Source organism: Pseudoalteromonas shioyasakiensis (assembly GCF_022398475.1).
Taxonomy (GTDB): domain Bacteria; phylum Pseudomonadota; class Gammaproteobacteria; order Enterobacterales; family Alteromonadaceae; genus Pseudoalteromonas.
Genome location: NZ_JAKEVM010000013.1, coordinates 1 through 23,095, shown reverse-complemented (window position 1 = coordinate 23,095; position 23,095 = coordinate 1). Strand labels below are relative to the sequence as shown.

General features: G+C 41.6%; 22 protein-coding genes. 9 read left to right on the top strand and 13 right to left on the bottom strand.

The features are described from left to right. Positions 1 to 18 precede the first annotated feature (18 nt). Positions 19 to 675: an N-acetylmuramate alpha-1-phosphate uridylyltransferase MurU gene (gene murU / locus L1D51_RS04475; RefSeq protein WP_055197664.1), complete on the bottom strand. Its 657-nt coding sequence runs from the start codon at positions 673 to 675 to the stop codon at positions 19 to 21. Further along, on the bottom strand, positions 672 to 1,673 hold the full coding sequence (locus L1D51_RS04470) for an aminoglycoside phosphotransferase family protein (protein WP_239962822.1): 1,002 nt from the start codon (positions 1,671 to 1,673) through the stop codon (positions 672 to 674). Before L1D51_RS04470 ends, murU begins: the two co-directional genes overlap by 4 nt. Positions 1,674 to 1,776: 103 nt before the next feature. Here L1D51_RS04470 and lptD point away from each other — a divergent pair, with 103 nt between their 5' ends. The 7 genes from lptD to L1D51_RS04435 all read left to right on the top strand — a co-directional run bounded on the left by lptD (position 1,777) and on the right by L1D51_RS04435 (position 10,505). Further along, entirely contained in the window at positions 1,777 to 4,023 is a 2,247-nt protein-coding gene (gene lptD, locus L1D51_RS04465; protein WP_054562770.1) for an LPS assembly protein LptD, read from the top strand. Positions 4,024 to 4,059: 36 nt separating this feature from the next. After that, entirely contained in the window at positions 4,060 to 5,352 is a 1,293-nt protein-coding gene (gene surA / locus L1D51_RS04460; RefSeq protein WP_054562771.1) for a peptidylprolyl isomerase SurA, read from the top strand. Between the two features lie 5 nt (positions 5,353 to 5,357). After that, a complete protein-coding gene (gene pdxA, locus L1D51_RS04455) occupies positions 5,358 to 6,350 on the top strand; it encodes a 4-hydroxythreonine-4-phosphate dehydrogenase PdxA (RefSeq protein WP_054562772.1) in 993 nt (330 codons plus the stop codon). Beyond that, the gene (gene rsmA, locus L1D51_RS04450) at positions 6,347 to 7,153 is read left to right on the top strand and encodes a 16S rRNA (adenine(1518)-N(6)/adenine(1519)-N(6))-dimethyltransferase RsmA (protein ID WP_054550997.1); all 807 of its coding nucleotides are present in this window, start codon (positions 6,347 to 6,349) and stop codon (positions 7,151 to 7,153) included. Before pdxA ends, rsmA begins: the two co-directional genes overlap by 4 nt. Then, on the top strand, positions 7,137 to 7,526 hold the full coding sequence (apaG, locus tag L1D51_RS04445) for a Co2+/Mg2+ efflux protein ApaG (RefSeq protein ID WP_054550996.1): 390 nt from the start codon (positions 7,137 to 7,139) through the stop codon (positions 7,524 to 7,526). Before rsmA ends, apaG begins: the two co-directional genes overlap by 17 nt. A 6-nt stretch (positions 7,527 to 7,532) precedes the next feature. After that, a complete protein-coding gene (locus L1D51_RS04440) occupies positions 7,533 to 8,348 on the top strand; it encodes a symmetrical bis(5'-nucleosyl)-tetraphosphatase (RefSeq protein ID WP_055197656.1) in 816 nt (271 codons plus the stop codon). 141 nt (positions 8,349 to 8,489) lie between these two features. Beyond that, the gene (locus L1D51_RS04435) at positions 8,490 to 10,505 is read left to right on the top strand and encodes a methyl-accepting chemotaxis protein (RefSeq protein WP_054562774.1); all 2,016 of its coding nucleotides are present in this window, start codon (positions 8,490 to 8,492) and stop codon (positions 10,503 to 10,505) included. A 179-nt stretch (positions 10,506 to 10,684) separates the two neighbouring features. Here the strand turns inward: L1D51_RS04435 and L1D51_RS04430 are convergent, their stop codons facing one another. The 5 genes from L1D51_RS04430 to rplU all read right to left on the bottom strand — a co-directional run bounded on the left by L1D51_RS04430 (position 10,685) and on the right by rplU (position 13,592). After that, positions 10,685 to 11,062: a DUF3718 domain-containing protein gene (locus tag L1D51_RS04430; protein ID WP_054562775.1), complete on the bottom strand. Its 378-nt coding sequence runs from the start codon at positions 11,060 to 11,062 to the stop codon at positions 10,685 to 10,687. Between the two features lie 79 nt (positions 11,063 to 11,141). Then, positions 11,142 to 11,621 (bottom strand): type 3 dihydrofolate reductase, encoded by a 480-nt coding sequence (gene folA / locus L1D51_RS04425; RefSeq protein ID WP_082401652.1) that lies wholly within the window; start codon positions 11,619 to 11,621, stop codon positions 11,142 to 11,144. 80 nt (positions 11,622 to 11,701) lie between these two features. Further along, a complete protein-coding gene (cgtA, locus tag L1D51_RS04420) occupies positions 11,702 to 12,856 on the bottom strand; it encodes an Obg family GTPase CgtA (protein ID WP_054562776.1) in 1,155 nt (384 codons plus the stop codon). Between the two features lie 150 nt (positions 12,857 to 13,006). After that, positions 13,007 to 13,264 (bottom strand): 50S ribosomal protein L27, encoded by a 258-nt coding sequence (gene rpmA, locus L1D51_RS04415; protein ID WP_054551015.1) that lies wholly within the window; start codon positions 13,262 to 13,264, stop codon positions 13,007 to 13,009. A gap of 16 nt (positions 13,265 to 13,280) precedes the next feature. Continuing rightward, positions 13,281 to 13,592: a 50S ribosomal protein L21 gene (rplU, locus tag L1D51_RS04410; RefSeq protein WP_036965957.1), complete on the bottom strand. Its 312-nt coding sequence runs from the start codon at positions 13,590 to 13,592 to the stop codon at positions 13,281 to 13,283. 410 nt (positions 13,593 to 14,002) lie between these two features. Here rplU and ispB point away from each other — a divergent pair, with 410 nt between their 5' ends. Beyond that, a complete protein-coding gene (gene ispB / locus L1D51_RS04405; protein WP_239962820.1) occupies positions 14,003 to 14,974 on the top strand; it encodes an octaprenyl diphosphate synthase in 972 nt (323 codons plus the stop codon). Positions 14,975 to 15,063: 89 nt separating this feature from the next. On the opposite strand, the gene mdh is transcribed toward ispB, so the two are convergent. Further along, positions 15,064 to 15,999, bottom strand: coding sequence for a malate dehydrogenase (mdh, locus tag L1D51_RS04400; protein WP_054562778.1), 936 nt, complete (start codon positions 15,997 to 15,999; stop codon positions 15,064 to 15,066). A 225-nt stretch (positions 16,000 to 16,224) separates the two neighbouring features. On the opposite strand from mdh, the gene argR reads away from it, so the two are divergent. Next, positions 16,225 to 16,692: a transcriptional regulator ArgR gene (argR, locus tag L1D51_RS04395; RefSeq protein WP_054551012.1), complete on the top strand. Its 468-nt coding sequence runs from the start codon at positions 16,225 to 16,227 to the stop codon at positions 16,690 to 16,692. On the opposite strand, the gene L1D51_RS04390 is transcribed toward argR, so the two are convergent. From L1D51_RS04390 to L1D51_RS04370, 5 genes are all read right to left on the bottom strand, one after another. Then, complete coding sequence (locus L1D51_RS04390) at positions 16,689 to 17,588, bottom strand: Dyp-type peroxidase (RefSeq protein ID WP_054562779.1); 900 nt, start codon at positions 17,586 to 17,588, stop codon at positions 16,689 to 16,691. The two genes, argR and L1D51_RS04390, sit on opposite strands and share 4 nt — an antisense overlap. Before the next feature lie 61 nt (positions 17,589 to 17,649). Then, entirely contained in the window at positions 17,650 to 18,693 is a 1,044-nt protein-coding gene (locus tag L1D51_RS04385) for an ABC transporter ATP-binding protein (RefSeq protein ID WP_055021165.1), read from the bottom strand. Continuing rightward, complete coding sequence (locus L1D51_RS04380; RefSeq protein WP_054562781.1) at positions 18,690 to 20,324, bottom strand: ABC transporter permease; 1,635 nt, start codon at positions 20,322 to 20,324, stop codon at positions 18,690 to 18,692. The genes L1D51_RS04385 and L1D51_RS04380 overlap by 4 nt, the downstream gene beginning before the upstream one ends. 77 nt (positions 20,325 to 20,401) lie before the next feature. After that, on the bottom strand, positions 20,402 to 21,406 hold the full coding sequence (locus L1D51_RS04375; protein WP_239962818.1) for a Fe(3+) ABC transporter substrate-binding protein: 1,005 nt from the start codon (positions 21,404 to 21,406) through the stop codon (positions 20,402 to 20,404). Between the two features lie 790 nt (positions 21,407 to 22,196). After that, positions 22,197 to 22,859 (bottom strand): tRNA-uridine aminocarboxypropyltransferase, encoded by a 663-nt coding sequence (locus L1D51_RS04370; RefSeq protein WP_055197840.1) that lies wholly within the window; start codon positions 22,857 to 22,859, stop codon positions 22,197 to 22,199. Between the last annotated feature and the right edge of the window lie 236 nt (positions 22,860 to 23,095).

The following is a 23,095-nucleotide window of genomic DNA, read 5'->3' as shown; positions in this document are numbered from 1 at the left end:
GGCAAACCTCTGTTGTTATTACAAAGCGAAACGTTGATTGATTTCGTCGAGTCTGGCAGGTGTGCCAATGTCATCCCATTGCCCCAAATAAAGCTCAGTCGAAACTTGATGTTCACTGAGCTTTTCTCGCAAAATGGGCCCAAGTGGACGAATACCTACGCTTAGACCTTTAAAGAAATCAGCATGATAGCGACTTATACCGGAAAAAGTATACTTTTGACTATCTGGGCTTAGGTGACTCAGTGCAAAATCACCATCAGGGTTATGCGCAGGATTTTCAACAAGGACAATATGCGCCTCCCCTGCTTGCAGATGAAGCTGCATCAACGAAGTCACATCATAATCAGTAAACACATCACCATTGATGACAATAAATTGCTCACCCAATAACGGCAATGCTTGAATGATGCCCCCGGCGGTTTCAAGCCCCCCAGCCTGCTCTTGGCTGTAAGTGATCGATACACCAAACTGCGAACCATTACCGAAATACTCTGTTATTTTGTCACCTTGCCAGGCAAGGTTAATGACAATATCGGTAATGCCTGCTTGGCGTAAGTTATTAATATGATGCTCTAATAATGGCTTGCCGTTAATCTTTAGCATCGGCTTTGGCATCGTTTCTGTTAGCGGCATCATGCGTTTACCACGGCCCGCCGCTAGGATCATTGCTTTCATTTGGACTCTTTCGTTAATCGCTGCTTAGTCTGTGGAATAATAGTCTGCTCTATCCACTGGCCAAGGGCTGTTAACTCTGGGTATTCTTTACTGACATTACTAATGTATGTAAGGGTTGGCAGCACATTATTCAAATAACCAGACTTACCGTCACGTAATTTTAAGCGGCAAAATATACCTGCAGCTTTTAAATGACGCTGCACGCCGGTTAAGTCAAACCAGCGCTTAAACATCGCAAATGAGGTGTCTTGCAATAGCTGTTGCTCGCTGAATTCGTCATAAGCGTAATGTAAAAGGTAATCTAGCTCTTGCTCTGGTAACTTGAAATAGCAATCCCTTAATAACGACACAAGGTCATAACACACTGGCCCTTGTACCGCATCTTGATAATCGATAATTGCCCATTGCTGCCCCGTGCGCATAATATTGCGGCTATGGAAGTCTCGGTGCACTGTAACAATTGGTTGTTCAAGGGCATTGTTAACTAATAACTCACAAGCCTGTTGCCACATTTGCTGCTCATCAGCAGAAAGTTGCTCACCAATAAAGTTATCGACTAACCAATCTCTAAAAATGCTCAGTTCAAATTGTAAAAACTCGCCATCAAATACTTTCATGTATTGGGCTGGCGGGATTTTCGCCCATTGTGCACTTAACTTTATTAGATGTTTGTAGTGTAAAGTGCGGTCTTCGTCGCCCAGTAAATCAGCCAAATGAGTATTGCCTAAATCACTCAGCAAGAAGAAGCCTTGCTTTTCATCTGCTTGAAGAATTTTTGGTAATTTAAAGCCATGCTGAGAAAACACTTTATTGAGCTCTATATAAGGCGTGTTATCTAATTTATCTGGATCTGAGTCCATGACAATATAGCTCTGATCACTTGTATTTACGCGGAAATAACGGCGAAAACTCGCATCCCCAGTGATGGCGGCTAATTGATATTCATCCTCTTTAAAATGAGGATTTAAAAACTGCTGTAAACTTTTATAACGATTCATTTAGTAAGATATCTATTTTTCACTAAGTCAATTACTGTATTTGCCATTGTTTTCCTTTATTATGTCTAGCTTATATCCAACCAAAGAGCATTAAGGTCATTAAATGAGCAAAACCTGGGGCATAATGATGCTAAGCGTACTTAGCGCACCATCGTTCGCCGAAACTGAACTGACACACAATTTTTGTGGCACTTCAATGCAAACCAGAGCTTGGCAACCGCTCCCTGGCCTTGAACTTAATATGATCGATATCAAATCCGATGATATTGAACTATTGGGTACCCAAAGCGCAGAATTTACCGGTAATGTAGATATTAACACCCTAACGATGAATTTGTCCGCACAAAGTGCACTGATTGACAAACAACGTGGGTTACTTAATGCAACCGGCCCTATCGTTTATCGCGATAAAGTAAGCCAAATTAATAGTTCTGGGCTCAATGCGGATTTAAATAATTCTGAATTAAGCTTGCTTGGTGCTGATTATAAGCTCACCGACCAACTTGGTCATGGTGGCGCAGAAAAACTAACAGTCAACGAGTCTGGCCTAAACCTGATGAACGCAAGCTTTACTACCTGTCCGGGCGAAACACCTGTGTGGGCGATTGAAGCTGACGAAATTGACTTATCAAGCGAAGATGGCTGGGGCGAGACCCACAATACCGTATTACGGGTATTTGATACGCCAGTTCTTTATGTTCCTTATTTTACGTTTCCGTTAGATGACCGTCGTAAATCAGGTTTATTAACGCCTAACTTCTCTAGTTCAGGCCGCTACGGTATTGAAACTATCACTCCGTATTACTGGAATATTGCTCCAAATTACGACGCCACCATTACGCCTCGCTACATGTCTAAACGCGGTTTGCAAATGATTGGTGAGTTTCGTTATTTAACTGAGCAAAACAACGGTCTCATTGCCGTTGAGTATCTAGATAAAGATGATGAAGAGCCAAATGTTGACTCGCGTTATCTATTCCATTGGCAACAGCAAAGTTACTTTGGTGAAAACTGGCGCGGTAATATCGATATTACTAACGTTAGTGATGATAACTACTTAACCGATTTAAATTCTGGCTATGCGACTCGCACAGATACTCAGTTATACCGTACAGGTTCACTCACCCACTTAGGTGACACTTGGCGCACCAATATTAAGCTACAGAGTTTTGAAGTACTTGGTGATCACCGCGAATCGTATGCGGCACTGCCACAAATTAGTTTTTCGCAAACTGATGCGTATGATTTTTATGGCGTTGATTTGACCCTTGATGGTGAGCTTAGTTATTTCACGAATGATGACGCAGTTATTGATGAAGCAAGCCGTGTTCACATAGAACCTAAAGCAAGCTTTGGTTATCAAGAATACGCATGGTCATTTTTATCTGAGTTCAGCGTATTACATACTGAATATAACCAGCATGGTGATTTAGCAGGGACAGACTACGACGAAAAAGTCACCCGTACCCTGCCAAAAGTGCGTTTATACAGCCAATTAAATTTTGAACGTGATACTGCGTTTTTCTTCAAAGATGGTATTCAAACTCTTGAGCCACAAATTCAGTACTTGTATACGCCAAATAAAGACCAATCCAATATTGGCCTTTACGATACGGCAAAATTACAAGATGACTTTTTTGGTTTATTTAGAGATCGTCGTTTCTCAAGTATCGACCGTATTGCTACTGCGAACCAATTTACGTTAGGTGCGACTACTCGCTTATTTAGCAATGAAAACGAAGAAGTATTTAATTTCAGCGCAGGCCAAATCTTCTATTTAAGTGATGATGCCAAGCCTACATCACAAGGTATTAATGTTGATACTAACTACAATGCCTTGTTCGCAGCGCAAACCATGTTACATTGGCACCGTCGCTGGTATCTATCAGGTGGTATTCAATACGACACTGATGGTAAAGAAATTATTCAATCAAATATCACCTTAGATTATAAAGGTGACGATAAACAGCTCGTGCAATTGAACCATCGCTATGCAAATGATGTCTCAGGCAATACAATCGAGCAAGTTGGTCTATTTACCAGCATTCCGCTATCGCAAGATTGGCAGTTTGTTGGCAGCTATCACCGCGATTTAGAAAGTGGTCGTAGCATTGAGGTTTTCAGCGGTCTTCAGTATGAATCGTGCTGTTGGGCGTTTCAAATCACAGGCCGTCGTCAAATCGAAACTGATTTAAACCAGGCGATTGGTCAAGAGCAAGCAACCTTTGATACCAGTATTGGCTTCAATATCGTATTAAAAGGGCTTGGAAGTAAAAGCCGTTATGATGCACAAAAATTATTACAACAAGGTATTTTTGGCTATCGTAGACCGTATTTTCTTAATAACTAGTACCGCAGTACTATTAGCAAGAGTATTAGAAAAAGTATGAATTTAAAAAAATTATTTGCATCTGCATTATTAACAGTTGGCCTTTGCCAAAGCGTTTTCGCAAAACCTGTCGAAATTGACAAAGTCGTTGGTGTAGTTAACCAAGGTGTTATTTTACAAAGTGAAGTAGACACCATTATCAATCGCGTAAAAACTCAAGCGCAAGAGCAAGGTCAGCAATTACCTTCTGATGATACGCTTCGCATTCAAGCAATCGAGCGTTTAGTAAACCAAACTCTGATGATGCAACTTGCTGAGCGCATGGGTTTAGAAATCTCTGACTCTCAGTTAGACCAAACACTTGAAAATATGGCTCGTGAGCAAGGCGGTACAATCGCTGATTTACGTCGCACTATAGAGGCAGCAGGCGAGAGCTACCCAGCATACCGTGAAGAAATTCGTAAAGAAATCACCACGCAACAAGTAATGCGTGCGAACGTTGACCGCCGTATTTACATTAGCCCACAAGAAATCGATAACCTTCTTAAAATCATGGAAACTCAAGGCAAGAATGCCGAAGAGTATGATATTGGTCATATCTTGATTGATATCCCAAGTGATGCAACAGCTGATGAAATCACCAGTGCTAAAACACGTGCAGATAAAGTTATCGAGTTTTTAAAAGAAGGCAAAGAGTTCAAGCGTATCGCTATTTCATCTTCTAGCGGTTCAAAAGCCCTTGAAGGTGGTCAGCTAGGTTGGATGAGCATCAACGAAATGCCATCACTATTTGCAGAAGCGGTAAAAGGCCATAAAAAAGACGATATCGTTGGCCCGCTTCGTTCAGGTGCTGGTTTCCACATCATTAAAGTGCAAGATGTTCGTGGTCGCCAAGTTGTTGAAACAACAGAGGTTCGTTCACGTCACATCTTAATTAAGCCTTCTATCATCTTAAGCGAAGAAAAAGCGCGTGACATGCTAAAAGGTTTTGCAAAAGAGCTACGTGAAGGTAAAGCTGACTTTGGTGAACTTGCTAAAGAATACTCTGAAGATCCGGGTTCAGCATTAAAAGGTGGTGAGTACGATTGGACTGATCCAAGCACCTATGTACCAGAATTTAAAAATACCCTGCTTTCTCTAGATAAAAATGAAATCAGCGAGCCATTCAGAACACAGTTTGGTTGGCACATTGTACAGCTACTTGATAAGCGTGTAGCTGATAAAACAGAGCAAGCTAAGCGTAACCGCGCTCACCAACTACTGTTTAATCGTAAATTTAAAGAAGAAAGTTTCAACTGGCAGCAAGAAATGCGTGAACAAGCGCACGTTGATATTTTCCCAACAGAATAAAAATTATGACCATTAGAATTGCAATTACCCCAGGTGAGCCAGCCGGTATTGGCCCTGATTTACTTATTAAGTTAGCCCAGCACCAGTGGGATGCCCAACTGGTGGTGATTGCTGATGGCGCGCTGTTAAAACAGCGCGCTAAATTGCTTGGTTTAGATATTAATTTAATTGACTTCGATGACAGCCAAGCCCCAAGCATTGCCCCTGCAGGCAGCGTTTACTTACATCAAGTAGATTTAGGCTCTGACGTTGAAGTGGGCGTACTTAATGACGCCAATGGTCAATACGTGCTGGATACACTGCGCATTGCCAGTGAAAAAAATATGGATGGTACCTTTGCCGCTGTTGTAACAGGTCCTGTGCATAAAGGGATTATCAACAAAGCAGGTATCTCATTCAGCGGTCACACTGAGTACTTTGCGCAGCAATCGAATACTGCCGATGTAGTGATGTTGTTAGCTACAGAAGGCTTACGTGTAGCGCTTGTTACGACGCATATACCGCTTGCTTATGTATCGCGCGCAATCACCGTTGAACGTTTAAGTAAAGTTGCCACTATTTTAAACCATGACTTACAAACTAAGTTTGGTATTGAAAAACCGCGTATCCTCGTCTGTGGTCTAAATCCACATGCTGGCGAAGATGGTCATTTAGGCACTGAAGAAATTGATACCATAGCGCCAACTTTAGAGCTGTTAAATAATCAAGGCATGAACTTAATTGGACCTTTGCCTGCTGACACCTTGTTCCAAGATAAATACCTCTCGCAAGCAGATGCCGTGCTTGCAATGTATCACGATCAGGGATTACCTGTGCTAAAATACAAAGGTTTCGGCAATTCGGTCAACATCACCCTTGGCCTGCCATTTATTCGCACCTCTGTAGATCACGGTACGGCTCTCGATTTAGCCGGCACAGGTACTGCTGATGTAGGTAGTTTTGAATTAGCGATCCGCGAAGCAATTAAGCTCGCCCATGAAAAAGCACAGAATCAATGACAGATAAAGTACATTTAGGACACCGCGCTCGTAAGCGTTTTGGTCAAAACTTTTTAAACGATGACATGATCATCGACAAAATCGTCACGGCTATCGATCCTAAACCTGAAGACAATTTAGTAGAAATCGGCCCGGGTCTTGGTGCAATCACTGAGCCAGTCGCTGATTTAAGTGGCCACCTAACGGTTGTTGAGCTAGATAAAGACTTAGCTGAACGTTTAACGAGCCACCCATTCTTAGGGCCAAAGTTAACAGTGCATCAAGGCGATGCAATGAAATTCGATTTTAGCTCTTTGATCAAGTCTGACGAAAAGTTAAAGATTTTTGGTAACTTACCATACAACGTTTCGACCCCACTGCTCTTCCATTTATTTGAGTTCGCGGATAACGTAGAGCACATGCATTTTATGCTGCAAAAAGAAGTGGTCAAACGTATGGTCGCAGGCCCGGGCAGTAAAGCCTTTGGTCGCTTAAGCGTGATGACACAATATTACTGTCACGCAATGCCAGTGATTGATGTGCCGCCAGAGTGCTTTAAGCCTGCACCTAAAGTAGATTCAGCAGTTATTCGCTTGATCCCTAAAAAGCCTGAGCAACGTTCAGCTAAAAGCACTAAGTTACTAAACACGGTATGTTTAGAAGCCTTTAATCAACGCCGTAAGACTTTACGTAATAGTTTATCTAACTTACTGACAGCTGAAGAACTAACAAGCATCGGCATTGATATCACTCTGCGTGCTGAAAGCCTATCTTTACAACAATTTATTGATATAGCTAATTGGATTTATGACAACAAGCAGTAATTTAGGTTCTCCAATTAAGGTGTCGGTTGAAACCTTCTATGTAGAAGGTCAATCAGAGCCTGAACAAGATAAATACGTTTTTGCTTACTCAATCACCATTAAAAACCACAGTTTATGCAGTGCTAAGCTATTGAGTCGTTACTGGTTAATTACCGATGCCAACGGCAAAGAAGTGGAAGTACAAGGTGAAGGGGTTGTGGGTGAAACACCTACCATTGCCCCAGGTGAAAGCTACAAATACACCAGTGGTGCAGTGCTTGATACTCCTGTTGGGACGATGCAAGGCCATTACACCATGCGTAACGAATTTGGGACTGAGTTTGAAGCGCCAATCGAGGTGTTTCGTTTAGCTCGTCCAAACATATTGCATTAGGTAATAATGGCTAACTACGCAATTGGTGACTTACAAGGCTGTTATAGTGAATTTGATGCGTTACTAAAACGTGTCAACTTCAACCCAAGCCAAGATCACCTTTACTTAGTTGGCGATATTGTTGCTCGAGGTCCAGATTCACTCGCTTGCCTCGAGCGCCTTCATACTATGCAAGGCAGTGTAACTATTACTCTTGGTAATCATGATTTACACCTAATTGCTTGTCATTATCTAAATAAACCAGCAAATCCAAAAGATAAGCTTGCTGGTGTTTTTGACAGCCCAAAGCTCCCTGAATATATTCACTTTTTGCAACAACAACCATTAGCGATTTGGCTTGAACGCTATGACATGCTGATAAGCCATGCTGGCTTAAATCCAAATTGGTCAATAAAAAAAGCATTAAAACGCGCTCGCTTTGCCGAAAGTTGCTACCAAGGTAGTGATGCCTATCATTACTTTGCCAATATGTATGAACCCCACCCATTAGAATGGCAATCAACGCTACCTAACGAGGCTAAATTTCGTTATATCGTTAATTACTTCACGCGCATGCGCTTCGTTAATTTGCTTGGTGAACTCGATTTCAGCAATAAAACCAGCATTAGTGAAGATAGCTCAATAATCCCTTGGTTTGAGCATCCGAGTATAAGTAAGCTCAAGCAACAGATCACATTTGGTCATTGGGCTGCTTTAGAAGGTAAAGTTAAAGCCGAAAATATTCATGCCCTCGACACTGGCTGTGTATGGGGAGGCGCGATGACCCTCATGGAACTCAGCAAAAAAGACTGTTTTGTCGAAAAATCCCACTCTTTTATCTAAATAAACTGAAAAATAGCTGAACATCTGTTAGATTTATAACAATTAAAGTTAATTTAATTTTAAGCTAATTAAATTTAAATACTTAACTAATTGGCAACCTTGCCGATAAGTGTTGATTAGTACTATTTTCTGGAATTACATATGAACTTGACCGTTAGACAGCGTATTTGGGGTGGCTTTATTGTTATTACGTTACTCCTGCTATTTATTGGTGGTAACTCGTTGATCAGAATTACCAACATTGATCAATCGACACAGCGAGTTAATCAGCTGTCATTACCGGCCCTCGACAAAAGTTATGAGTTGCAGGTTGAATTCATCCTGATGAGTAAATCAGCGCAAGCTAGTTTTTACACTACATCACAAGATGAATTAGCAACTATTCGCAAGAACTTTACCGAGCAGAAAAAGCGTTACGATAGCTCTTATCAAGACCTACAACAAATAGTGAGTAACGACCCTAAATTAAAACAAAGCAGTCAAGAAGTTGAGCAAACTTATAAGCGCTTTGCCAAGTCTGTCGATAACCTTTTTAAGGATAAACAAACTCAACTTGAACTTAACAATACGCTGCGCACCCAGCTTGAAGATATTGAGATCAGCGCAGAAGATGCTAACTCTGTTGTGCTTGATATAATTGATATTGATGGTCTTGAAGAGAACCATTCACGTGCCTACCAAGCTGCTAACAACATGGAAAACAACTTCCAGTCGGTAGTAACTAACAGTACCGATATGCTAACGGTTAAAACTCTTAACACGTTAGATATCGTGAAAAACGAACAAGTTTATTACTTAGAAGAAGTTGAGCGCAGCCTTGGCCTTATTCGCCCAGCTATCATTGAAAGTAATGCTGATTTATATAATGACCTAAACAGTTATGTTGAAAACCTTGTAAATAACGTACGTGGCAACAACAGCCTATCAGCAAATAAAAAGCGTTTAATTGATGCAATTGCACAAACTCAAGCTGAACTTGCAAATGCAGAGAAATCAACGACTGAAGCCCTAAAACAACTTAAAGAGCTTGTTGACCAAGCAACTGTACTTGCTTTTGACTTACAGCAAGATGTAAGTGGTAACGTATCTACAGCAACCATCTGGACTTGGATTGCCATGGTTATCGCCACTTTAATTGCAATTGCTGTTGCAGCAATTACTGTTAGCCGTATTACTAAACCACTTTCTGAAGTAAACCGTATTCTTGATATTGTTGCTAGCGGCGATATGACTCAACGCCTAGACGACTCTGCTAAAGACGAGTTTGGTGAGCTATCACGTAGTTGTAATACGCTAATCGAAAGTTTACGTACGCTTATTCAAGGCATTATCTCTCGCTCTACACAGCTTGCAGCTGCATCTGAAGAAACTTCAGCAATCACTGAAGAATCAAGCCAAGCTATTCGTAATCAACAAGCGCAAGTAGAACAAGCTGCTACAGCAACCACGGAAATGAGCAGCACATCACAAGCGGTAAGCAGCAGTGCTCAACAGGCACTTAGTGAAATCAAGAACGCAGATAAAGAAGCTGACCGTGTTAAAGGTATTTCTTCGCAAAACAAAGCGACTATTGAACAACTTGCTCGTGAAGTTGATGATGCATCACAAGTTATCAATAAGCTACACAAAGATAGCGCATCAATTGGTGGCATCTTAGATGTTATTCGTGGCATTGCAGAGCAAACTAACCTACTTGCACTGAATGCTGCAATTGAAGCAGCCCGTGCCGGTGAACAAGGTCGAGGCTTCGCTGTTGTAGCTGACGAAGTACGCTCTCTAGCGAGTAAGACTCAAGAATCGACGCAAGAGATCCAAGCTATGATTGAATCGCTTCAGGTTGGTGCAGAGGCTGCTGTATCGGCAATGTCGAAAGGTAAGCAACAGGCTGAGTCTTGTGTTGAGCAATCAGACCTTGCCAACACAGCCCTTGACTCAATCACAGCAGCCGTTGCACAAGCGCATAATGTAAGTGAAGAGATCTCGACAGCCGCTCACGAACAGCAACAAGTATCGCAAGAAATTAGTGAACGCTTAGAGTCAATTGTGGCAATTGCAGAGCAAACAGCTGAGGGCGCAAACCAAACCAATATTTCAAGTTCAGAAGTTGCTAAGTTAGCCGAAGAACTACGTTTATCGGTAGACGCGTTTAAAGTTTAAGAAGCTGTAAACGAGTTACGAGTTACGAGTTACGAGTTACGAGTTACGAGTTAACAAAGATAGAAGCCGTGTTTGTGAAAACAAACACGGTTTTTTGTATGTATTCACTTTATAAGGTGTTATTCAGGCACAAAAAAACCGCAACGAGTGCGGTTTCTTAAATTCTATTGGCGTTTCAATTAAAGGCCTGCGCGGTCTTTAATAACAGCGATTAGTGGAGAACCACCGTGGCCGTTTGATTCTGCCCATGCGATGTCTGCACCGTCTGCTAAAGAGCTTTTAGATAAGTTCTTAACGATGTATTCACCAGCATCCGCAGCGCCGCTTTCAATTGCATGACGAAGCATATTGTTGCCGTTACATTTTACAGCATCAAAGATGTTACGAATTTTCACACGTGAGCTTTTAAGCTTACTACGTAAACGGTTTTTATCATCAGCTGCGATGTACTCACAGATAGAAACCGCTAATTGATCATCAGCTTTTGCTGGTGCTGTATACGCAACTGACGCTGAAACAACAGCCGCTGCAAGTAACATATTTGGTAACTTCATCATATTTTGCCCTTATGTAATACTTTCTTCTTACCAAGATTGTGTAATATTGTACCAACTAATTAATTTTACCGCAATAATGTTACGAGTTTTTATACAGGGTTACAAAAGTATACGAGTAAGGGTTTTTGTTATCAGGCTGATGCTTTTCTTGCTCGGCAACTGTCCAATTAGCAACACTTTCGTAATCTGGAAACTGCGTATCACCGGCCACTTCAAGGTCGATGAATGTTAAGTATAGACGATCTGCTTGAGATAGAAATTGTTCGTATATATTTCCGCCACCTATAATCATTACTTCTTCAACATCAGCAACCAATTCCAGCGCAGCCTCTGGTGAAGTAACCACCTCAATACCTTCAGCTGTGTAATCAGCATTACGCGTGATAATAATATTTTGACGACCTGGTAAAGGCCGACCTATTGATTCAAATGTTTTACGGCCCATGATCACAGGCTTTGCCATGGTTACTTTTTTAAAGTGTTGCAGATCGGCGGGTAAATGCCATGGCATTTGGTTGTCTTGGCCAATTACTCGGTTATTTGCCATAGCAGCAATCATTGAAATTTTCACACTAAACCTTAATACTTTTTTCTTATTAATAAAAAAGGAGCGCATGGCTCCTTTTCAGTTTTAAAATTTTATCGTTGGTAGATAACTTCTACATCGTAGTCATCATCATCCCAGTCGTCATCCCAATCATCATCGTCTTGAGATGTTGCTTTCTGATGATAAGTATCCCACTTAAATTCAACTTCTTCTTTCTCTTCTTCAGCGAATTTCTCTTTCGGCATACTATCAAGTAGCGCCATAATGTCATGACATAGTGCTTGAGTATTTTGCTTATTTGCTGCAGAGATACGGTAAACATTAACCTCTTCACCTAGCTCTTCGGCAATTTCATTACACAGCGCTTCAGCTTCATCTTCTGGTAATAGGTCAATTTTGTTAAATACTAACCAGCGCGGCTTTTCAGCAAGCTTAGGGCTATATTGGTGTAGCTCATTAATAATCGCAAAGGCATTATCAACCGGATTTGTGCCATCAACAGGCATAACATCAATGATATGCAGTAATACACGACAACGCTCTAAGTGCTTTAAGAAGCGAATACCAAGGCCTGCACCATCTGAAGCCCCTTCGATTAGACCTGGAATATCAGCAATTACAAATGACTTATTCGCATCTGGGCGTACTACACCAAGATTAGGAATAAGCGTCGTAAACGGGTAATCTGCCACTTTTGGTTTAGCTGCAGAAACACTGCGGATAAACGTTGATTTACCAGCATTTGGTAAACCAAGTAAGCCAACATCAGCAAGTAGCATTAGCTCTAAGCGTAAGCTGCGAACTTCACCAGGTGTACCTAGTGTTTTTTGACGTGGCGCACGGTTTGTACTTGATTTAAAACGTGCGTTCCCCAAGCCATGGAAACCACCTTTTGCAACAACAACCTTTTGACCATGCTGGGTCAAATCACCTAATGACTCTTCAGTATCAACATCAATGATACGTGTACCAACAGGCACCTTAAGCGTTAAATCAGCGCCTTTTTTACCAGTCATGTTACGGCTTTGGCCATTTGTGCCGCGCTCTGCTTTATGAAAACGCTCAAATTGGTAATCAATTAACGTATTTAAGTTTTCATCGGCTTGTAGATAAACGCTGCCGCCATCGCCGCCGTCGCCGCCATCAGGACCGCCATCTGGTACATATTTTTCACGTCGGAAAGATACGACACCGCTGCCGCCATCACCCGCGTCACAACGAATTTCTACTTCATCTACAAACTTCATGATTACTCACTTTAAGATTGGCTTGTTAATAACTCTATTATATACCTAAGTGCCTTATTCAGCACCCAATGCCAAGGCGCTTAGGTATATATTTATGAGCCTTAAAACAAAAAACCCCGCAAAGGCGGGGTTTTTCAAATATCGAGATGATTACTCAGCTACGATATTTACGTATTTACGGTTTAAAGGACCTTTCTGTTCGAATTGAACTTTACCATCTGCTTTTGCGAAGATAGTGTGGTCTTTACCGATACCTACGTTTGCGCCAGCGTGGAAACGAGTACCACGTTGACGAACAATGATGCTACCCGCTAGAACTGATTCGCCACCAAAACGCTTAACACCTAGGCGTTTGCTTTCTGAATCGCGACCGTTACGAGTACTACCAGCTGCTTTTTTATGTGCCATTTCTCAGTACCTCTAATTAAGCGCTAATGCCAGTGATTTTAACTTCAGTGAACCATTGACGATGGCCCATTTGCTTACGAGAATGCTTACGACGTCTAAATTTAACAATCTTAACTTTCTCACCGCGACCGTGTGAAACAACCTCAGCTGTTACTTTACCACCGTTTACGAACGGTACACCGATCTCGATTTTCTCACCATCAGCAACTAAAAGTACTGAATCAAATTCAACTGCTGCACCAGTTTCAACGTCTAATTTCTCAAGACGAATTGTTTGACCTTCAGTCACACGGTGCTGTTTACCACCACTTTGGAAAACCGCGTACATAATTAACTCCGTCTGTGCGCCCTCAAATCGACGCAACTAAAATATTCTTCAATAGGGCGCGAAGTTTACGCTAATGTGCAAAAACTAGCAAGCCTCTTTTTCGATAAAATGAATAAAAAATAGCTGCATTGAGAGCAATTCAATATTTTCCCCTATTCTATCCTAAAAACACCACATGCCAAGCGGTTTTTACGATCTCATGACAATTAAATTACGCTAATAATACGCACCTTGAAAATTCAAAAAGCTGATCACTTATTAATCAAGACTATAAATTTATCTTGGCTAAATTGATCTCAAATAAAAAACTTTACAGTGTTTTTTTACTGAATCATCACAAAATATCGAGCAAGCGCTTTTTTTGTTGTACAATCAGCCCCGTATACCCATAAATATTGGCTCGGAGATCAATGGATATAAAAGCTATCCAGACGTTAATCGAAAATGAAATGGATGACGTCAATCAACTTATACATGCCCAAATGCGCTCAGATGTCGCATTGGTTAACCAACTCGGTTTATACATAGTAAACAGTGGCGGTAAACGCGTTCGTCCTATGTTGGCCATTTTAGCGGCAAAAGCACTTGGTTATGAGGGCAAAGACCATATTACGCTTGCCACTATCATCGAATTTATTCATACCGCAACTTTATTGCATGACGACGTTGTCGACGAGTCACATTTGCGCCGTGGTACGCCTACAGCCAACGCAGAGTTTGGTAATGCAGCGAGCGTTTTGGTGGGTGACTTTATCTATACACGTTCATTTCAGCTTATGGTTGGCCTAGGTAAAATGCCAATCATGCAAATTTTAGCTGATGCAACCAATGTCATCGCTGAAGGCGAAGTATTACAGCTAATGAATTGTAATGACCCTGACACGACAGAACAAAGCTATATGCAGGTTATTTACAGCAAAACGGCAAAATTGTTCGAAGCTGCAACCGGCCTTGCTGCAATTATTACCGAGCAAGACGAACAAACCCTTGAAGCATTAAACTTATACGGAATGCATCTTGGCACTGCATTCCAATTAGTGGATGATGTTCTAGATTACAATGCTGATGCCGAGCAACTTGGTAAAAACATTGGCGATGATTTAGCTGAAGGTAAACCTACCCTACCGCTTATCTACGCAATGCAAAAAGGCACACCAGAGCAAGTTAAGCTAGTACGAGAAGCAATTGAGCTTGGTAATGGTATGGACCACTTAGAGAGCATTCTAGCGGCATTAGCTGACACTAAGGCCCTTGAGTTTGCAATGCAAAAAGCTGAGCAAGAAGCTGACAAAGCAATTGCTTGTATTGAGTTCTTACCAGATACACCGTACAAACAAGCCTTAGAGAGTTTGGCCCGTATCGCCGTTGCCCGCGATCACTAAACGCTATTTATTCGAGCCATTAAAAAAGCCTGCATTTGCAGGCTTTTTTGTTTTCGGCGATTTAAAAAACCGCCTATCATCTGTCGGAATTAACCGTTGATGAAATCAACACCTTCTTGGATGTCTTTGTTAAGTGTAGCTAGCATGTCGTTTTTAGCTTGCTCTTCGAATGCACTTAACTCACCGTAAGAAAGGATTTCTTCAACGCCGTTTTTACCTAGACGAACTGGGTGTGCGAAGTATGCTGCGTCACCGTTTTCAACTGCAACGTATGCGTAATCAACTACTTCTTCACCTTGTAAGCCTTTAACTAAAGACATACAGAAGCGTGCTGCAGCAGCACCCATTGAAAGAGTCGCTGAACCGCCACCCGCTTTAGCGTTAACAACTTCAGTACCAGCGTTTTGGATACGTGGAGTTAATGCTGCAACTTCTTCGTCAGTGAAAGTAACACCTTCAACTTGAGATAGAAGAGGAAGAATTGTAGTACCTGAGTGACCGCCGATCACTGGAACTTTAACATCAGTTGCGCTTAAACCTTTAAGTTCAGCAACAAATGCTTCTGAACGGATGACGTCAAGCGTTGTGATACCGAATACACGGTTAGCATCGTAAGTACCCGCTTTTTTGAATACTTCAGCAACGATTGGCACAGTGCCGTTTACTGGGTTAGTGATGATACCTACTAACGCTTTAGGACAGTTTTTAACGATGCCTTCAGCTAATGTTTTGATGATACCTGCGTTTACGTTGAAAAGGTCCGCACGGTCCATGCCTGGCTTACGTGGCATACCCGCTGGGATAAGAACGATATCACAACCAGCTAATGCTGCGTCTAGGCTGTCAGCACCAAAGCCTTCAACTTTAACGTCTGTTGGGATGTGAGAAAGATCAACCGCTACACCAGGAACAACAGGGGCAACATCGTATAACGATAATTCAGAACCTGCAGGTAAACTTGTTTTTAATAATAAAGACAATGCTTGGCCGATACCGCCAGCTGCGCCTAAAACAGCAACTTTCATTGGAATTCTCCGTAATTTGAGGTAGGAAATATTTGTGGCCCTAAAGATAATGAAATTAGCGACTAAAAACAAATTTATCCTGCTTATTTCGCGTATAATTTCGACCATAGTTGTAAACTTAGCTGTAAAGACACAGCATTTTGGACGACTTTGTAAACTAATACTGCATAAATATGCAGAGTTGTGTAGAATTACCCTACATTTTATGAATAAAGAAACGGCAACATGCAACCACAAGACAAACAAGAAGCACTGATCAAAGCGTTTAAGGCGCTATTAAAAGAAGAAAACTTCGGCTCACAAGGTGAGATTGTCGAAGCATTAAAAGAGCAAGGCTTTGATAATATTAGTCAAAGTAAAGTCTCTCGCATGTTAAGCAAGTTCGGTGCAGTACGTACTCGTAATGCAAAACAAGAAATGGTCTATTGTTTACCGGCTGAAATGGGTGTGCCAACAGCGAAAAGCCCACTGCGTCAGCTTGTTATTGATATTATGCATAACGAAATGATGATTATTATTCGCACCAGTCCAGGCGCAGCACAATTAATTGCTCGTTTACTTGATTCACTCGGTAAGGCGGATGGTGTACTCGGTACCATTGCAGGCGACGACACTATTTTTATCGCCCCTGCGAAGATTTCTGAAATCGATGTAACGCTTGATCGCGTACGCACTTTATTCGATACCGTTTAAAGTTGCTTTAAGAAGTTTACTGACGGGGCGAAAAACGCAGATCCCATATCGGCTTGAGTAAAATCGAGCCAATGATCATAGCAATCGCCCTGCCCCAAGCGACTCTTTAATACCTGCTCAAACGCATCCCCTTGCGCAGCACACGAAACCATTAAAATTCCCTGCTTATGCACATCACCAAATGGCATGCTTTGGTTTAGCAAAAGTGGCTGGCCATGCTCATCTTTTAATTCACTACGAACCGCATGACTGGTTTCTACAGCAGGCACAATCAAGGTATTATCTAGACGCGTGCGCCCCATGATTTGCTCTTGCTCAGACAACGATAAATGCTGCCAGACACTCAAATCATGCACAAAGCGCTGAACATGAATATAACTGCCTTGGTCTTCAAAGTGACCCGGTTTATCGATAAGTGCTGTACTACGTTTTTGACGGCCATGGGGTGTATCGCCTGCATAAATGAAGCCGTTAAAATCACGTCCATCTAAAAACCGAAAATTACGGACCTGCTCCACCAGCTCAACATCCGGTGTTAATAATTTTAGAATTTGCAGAGCAAATAGATGGTTTACATCTTCACGGTCTGAACGAATTTGCACAAACAAGTCAAATGGCTGCGCACTAATCACATGCTCACTATGAGTCACATTCGGAAAGCTTTGCAATTGGCTAGGGATAAACTCGGGCAGAATATGCGGCCAATACTGAGCGCCAAGGGCAACCACACACGATAGCATGGCTTCTGAGAACTGATCAGCAAACTCATCTTGAATGACGCTAACGCGTTTTAGTTTTTTACGTAATGACTCATCATGGCCATCGTAAACATTAAAAAACAGGTGCAAACCATGTAAGTTTGCTTCAGCACAAATCCCAGATTGCGCTTGCGCCATAGTGAATCCTTAGCTTCTCGTTATTTGCACAAAGCCAAGGATTCAAGATTGTTATTTATTACTAATCATGAAAAAAATTGACTGTGTGCGGCATTATTTTTATTTTTACAGGCTGCTCAACAGCTAACACGCGGTCTTGCTCTGCAGCAACTTCACACTCTTGCCCTGCAATATTGATACGATAAACATAACGCGTACCGATAAAGCGCCTGTGCAAGATAGTTAAACTGTTTGCGTCACTGTGCGCAGCTTCACACAACTGAATATGATGCGGCCTTATATACACTTGGCCTTGCTGACAATCTGCATTGTTCGCCGTCAAAGAGTGAACCACACCAAACGCCGTCTCATATTCAGTTGGCGTTAATACTTTTGCCGTTAAGTATATGCCCGTACCAAGAAACTCTGCAACCACCTTTGAGTTAGGTTGGCTAAATAACTGCTCAGGAGAGCCTTGTTGGGCGATTTTTCCACCATGCATAACCGCAAGCGTGTCGGCAAACGCGAAAGCTTCTTCCTTCGAGTGGGTAACAAATACCGCAGAAACCTGCTGATCTTTAATAATGCGACGTATATCGGCAATAAGCTCAAAACGCACTTGTGTATCAATATTCGAAAATGGCTCATCAAGTAGTAATAAACTTGGTTTGTAAGCAAGTGCACGGGCTATTGCCACTCGTTGCTGCTGTCCACCAGAAAGCTGATGCGGATATCGCTGTGCACAACCATCGAGTTTAACAAGGCTAAGCATTTCATCTACACGCTCGCGCTTTTGCGCTTTACTAATATTGCTTAGGCCAAACGCAATGTTGTCGCTTACCGTTAAATGAGGAAACAACGCATAGTCTTGGAACATCATGCCAATATTACGTTTTTCCGGTGCAACAAACAGCCCACTATCGTTAACCACTTTTGAATCAATACTCATATAGCCTTGCTCAGGCTGTAAAATCCCGGCAATTGCCTTTAAGGTAGTAGTTTTGCCGCAGCCACTTGCGCCAAGCAAACAGACGATTTCATCTTGTTCAACATTGAGGTTTAGTTCACTCAACACCTGAGTCGCATTGTACTGATAAGCTAAGTCTTTAATTATCAAATGACTCATGAGTGATTTTGCTCCATCGAACGATTAACGAAATACAAAGGGATTAACCCAACTAACACGATAAACAAGGCTGAAATTGACGCAAGCTCCAATTGCTCATCACTAACATATTGAAAAACATGAGTTGCCAGGGTTTCAAAATTAAAAGGTCTGAGTAATAAAGCCGCAGGTAACTCTTTCATGCATTCAATAAACACTAACAAGCCAGCTGTTAAAATGCCGCGTTTTAATAGCGGTAAATGTACTCGCCAAAGGGTTTGTAAGGGCCCTTTGCCCATTGATTGACTGGCCATATCTAGCGATGGGCTAATACGTAAAAAACTGCTTTCAAGCGCGCCATGCGCAATCGCATAAAAACGTACAACATAAGCAAAAATCATCGCAAATAAAGTGCCGCTCAAAAGTAATCCTGGTGATAAACCAAAAGGCTCAAGCCAATTGTTTAACGCATCATCCAGCTGAGTTAATGGTAGTAATACGGCAATAGCTAACACAGTACCAGGTAAGGCGTAGCCAGTACTTGCTAAACGTCCTGGGATCAAAGGGTAAGCTTGTTTCGCAATGCGCTGATAAAACAATACCAATAAGCTCAATAGGATAGTTGCAATGCTCACCACAACAGCCACTTTAAAACTTTGCCAAGCGTAATTAAAAAATGCCCCATTCCATGCTTCATCTGCATAGACAATAGCGTATTTAACTAATACCCCAACCGGTAGGATAAAAGCCAATACCAGCACAACTGTGCAAGCCAAGCTTGCAGCCCATGCGGCACTGCCTTTTAAGCGATACAAGGTTGCACTGTTAACGCTTGACTGACGTTCATACACAGCTTGATTACGACGACTAAAACGTTCAACCATGATGGTTAAAAACAAAATCAATAACATGATACCTGAAATTTTCGCCGCTGCCGTTAATGAGTAATAGCCAAGCCACGTATCGTATACAGCGGTAGTGAGCGTACTTACAGCAAAGTAATTGACGGTAGCAAAATCAGCCATGGCCTCCATACTGATTAATGTAACCCCTGCCACAATCGCCCCACGACCAAGAGGCAAACTAACGCGCAGAAAGCTTTGTAATGGCGATAACCCCATCAGCTGACTAGCTTGTACTAGTTTAAAAGACTGCTCTCTGAGTGCCGTTTTAAAAATAAGGAATAAGTAGGGATAGAGTACCAAGGCAATCATAATAATAGCCCCAGATAATGTACGAATATCAAAAAACCAGTAATCGTCTGGTGACTGCCAACCAAACCAGTCTCGAAGGGCGATTTGTACTGGCCCAGCGTAATCTAGTAAGTCAGTATACACATAGGCGATTAGATAAGTTGGCATTGCTAATGGAAGCATTAATGCCCATTCAAATTGCTTACGCCCAGGAAACTCACAATATGCAGTTAACCAAGCTAACGGCAATGCTATTACACAGCTCAGCAGCCCTACCCCTGCAATGAGTATGAGAGTATTACGGGTATAATCCCACAGCACAGTATCGAAAAGGTGCTGAAATACATCTGAATCTCCTTGCAGAGATTCAAATAGTAAAAAGCCTAATGGCGTAACAAGCAACAGGCCAATAAGCCAGGCTATAAGCTGCCAACGCGACAGCGAAAACTTCACATGCATAAGTGGATTAATACCAGATAAAATAAAAGCTGTTAAAAAACAGCTTTTATAAAAATGTGTTACGAGAAATATCCTCGTTATAAATCAAACTTTACTTCGTCAATCAGCTTCAGTGCCACAGGGCGATATTTGCTGATCTCATCAAGAGGAAGGCTATCTTCTTTAAACTCACCCCATGATGCAACCATCTCAGATAATGCAACCCCTTGCTTTACAGGGTATTCCATATTAACTGAAGCATACATATTTTGCGCCTTATTGTCGGTCATATACTCAACCAGTTTCAAGGCATTTTCAGGGTTTTTAGCATAACGGGTCATAACAACGCCCGATACATTGATATGAGAGCCACGGTTTGTTTGGTTAGGGAAGTTAATATAAACCGCTTCAGCCCATGATTTTTGCTGATCATCTTGCATCATTTTGCCAAAATAATAGCTGTTGCCTAACGCCAGATCGCATAAACCTTCTTTTACGGCTTTGACTTGCGCTCTGTCATTACCTTGCGGCTTACGTGCTAAATTGGCTTTTACGCCCTCAAGCCATTGCTTAGTTTTTGCTTCGCCATGGTGAGCAACCATAGAAGCAACTAAACCTAAATTGTAAGGGTGTTTACCAGATCGAGTGCAGATCTTACCTTTGTATTTTGGATCGGCTAAATCCTCGTAAGTTAATTCAGCAAGTGCACCAACACGCTCTTTTGCAGAGTAAACATTACGTACACGTTTAGTAAGTGCTATCCATTGACCGTCGGCATCGCGAAAAGTGCTTGGCACATTCGCATTAACCACATCACTATTAATTGATTGCGTTAAGCCTAAATCTTCTAATTGAATCAGCGCACTAAAATTTGAGGTTAATACTAAATCAGCCTTACTGTGCTTACCTTCACGCTTTACACGCTCAATTAAACCTTTTTTGGCAAAAACCACATTAGTTTTAATACCTGTTTGCTTAGTGAAATCATCCAAAATAGGCTGAATTAAGAATGGTTGACGAAACGAGTAAATATTTACTACATCTGCAGCGAATGTAGGCGCGCTTAATAATGCGCTAAGTAATACTAAGGCTGTTTTCTTCATTTTATAGCACCTAAATAGTAACAATTATCAAAATATTTTACCTAGAGTTAAGGCAAAGTGCACCCGTTTAAACTTATATTTCAATCAACCTAACTGCCATTTAGGAATTTGCATGTAAGACATATCTCACCCACATGGCAGTTATTGAGTAAAAACCACCAGCAAACACTGCACAAAACAATATAAGCGCTTGAAATACAACAACATCTTTTAAATGACAATAAAATAACCAGCAGATTAAGTAAGATTTTGACCTACTCAGCTTCGCCCATTTCTCTATAATTACTTACATCAACTAAGCAAGAAGCTTAATGAGTAGATGGATAAGGAAGCATTACTCATAATACCGCGGAATAAGGTTCATTAGGAGAATAAGGAATCAAGGACAGGCTCAGGAAGAGTAACGCAATGGAGTGACAACCTACGGACAACATCAGGATGATGTGGAATGGCATGACAACAGGACGTTGTTATACAGGAAGTTCAAAAAGTGGAATAAAGGACAGGCCGTTAGGGCATCGCAATGGATTTGCAAACAAAGGGATAGTGTCAGGATGGCACGTAAGGGAGTGGTAAAGTAATTACCAGCATGGATGTAAAGGACTAACAAGGAAACAAGGCGGGATTGCCTTATATTGCACAGAACCAATAAGTAAAGTGTAATCGCATGGATTGGCAAAGTTTAGGGAGTTGATTAGATTCAATTGCAGGATGCAAAAAATTAAGAAGATTCCGCAAGCGCGACTAGAGATAGTACGCGCTTTTCTTTTGCCTAAAATTTAGTAAAGAGTTATTGCTCTGGGCGTCCCTTATTACGCTTACCTAGCAGATAAGCATCTCTAAACTTAATAAAATGTTGCTCAAGCTTTTGTGTAGCCTCGTCTTCACCCGCAAGGGCAAGTACCATAATAGCCACCTCAGCGGTGCCTAACTGATGCTCATGCGGAGCAACACGTAATCGATAATCAGATAGCTTTTCAGGCGTAATTGAAAGCACAGGAAAATTATCTAGATAAGGGCTTTTACGGATCATTTTCTTTGCTTCGCGCCAAGTCCCATCTAAAAAGATAAACAAAGGACGCTTACCTTCAACAGGAGTTACTTCGGTGATCACCCGCTCTTCATCATCAACATCGCTGGCAGGAAAAATAACCATTGGCTGATACTGAGGATTTGCCAACAAGCTTAATAAGGCTTCATCTGGATTTGTTCTATCCCACTTAAAGGCATGGTTATCTGGCACGATTTCAGCAATTAAACGGCCAGTATTTGACGGCTTAAAACTCTCATTATGGTACATAAGTAAACAGACCGCGGCATCACACTGAGCTTGCTCAACGCCTTCACAAATACAATAGTGTTCCGCTAATAAACAACGCTCACAACGCGTTAGCTTTGCTCCTCGCGCTTTAAATTCACGACGAGACTCAGTCATTTGCTGAGCACGAAGCATTAACACTGAATTATTTGAGATAGTAGCCACTGCGTATTTACCAGAAAATTAAACGGCGCGTATTGTAGCTAAAAATATGGGGAATAGATATTAATCTAAGTGGTTAGTGGTTAGTGGTTAGTGGTTAGTGGTTAGTGGTTAGTGGTTAGTGGTTAGTGGTTAGTGGTTAGTGGTTAGTGGTTAGTGGTTAGTGGTTAGTGGTTAGTGGTTAGTGGTTAGTGGTTAGTGGTTAGTGG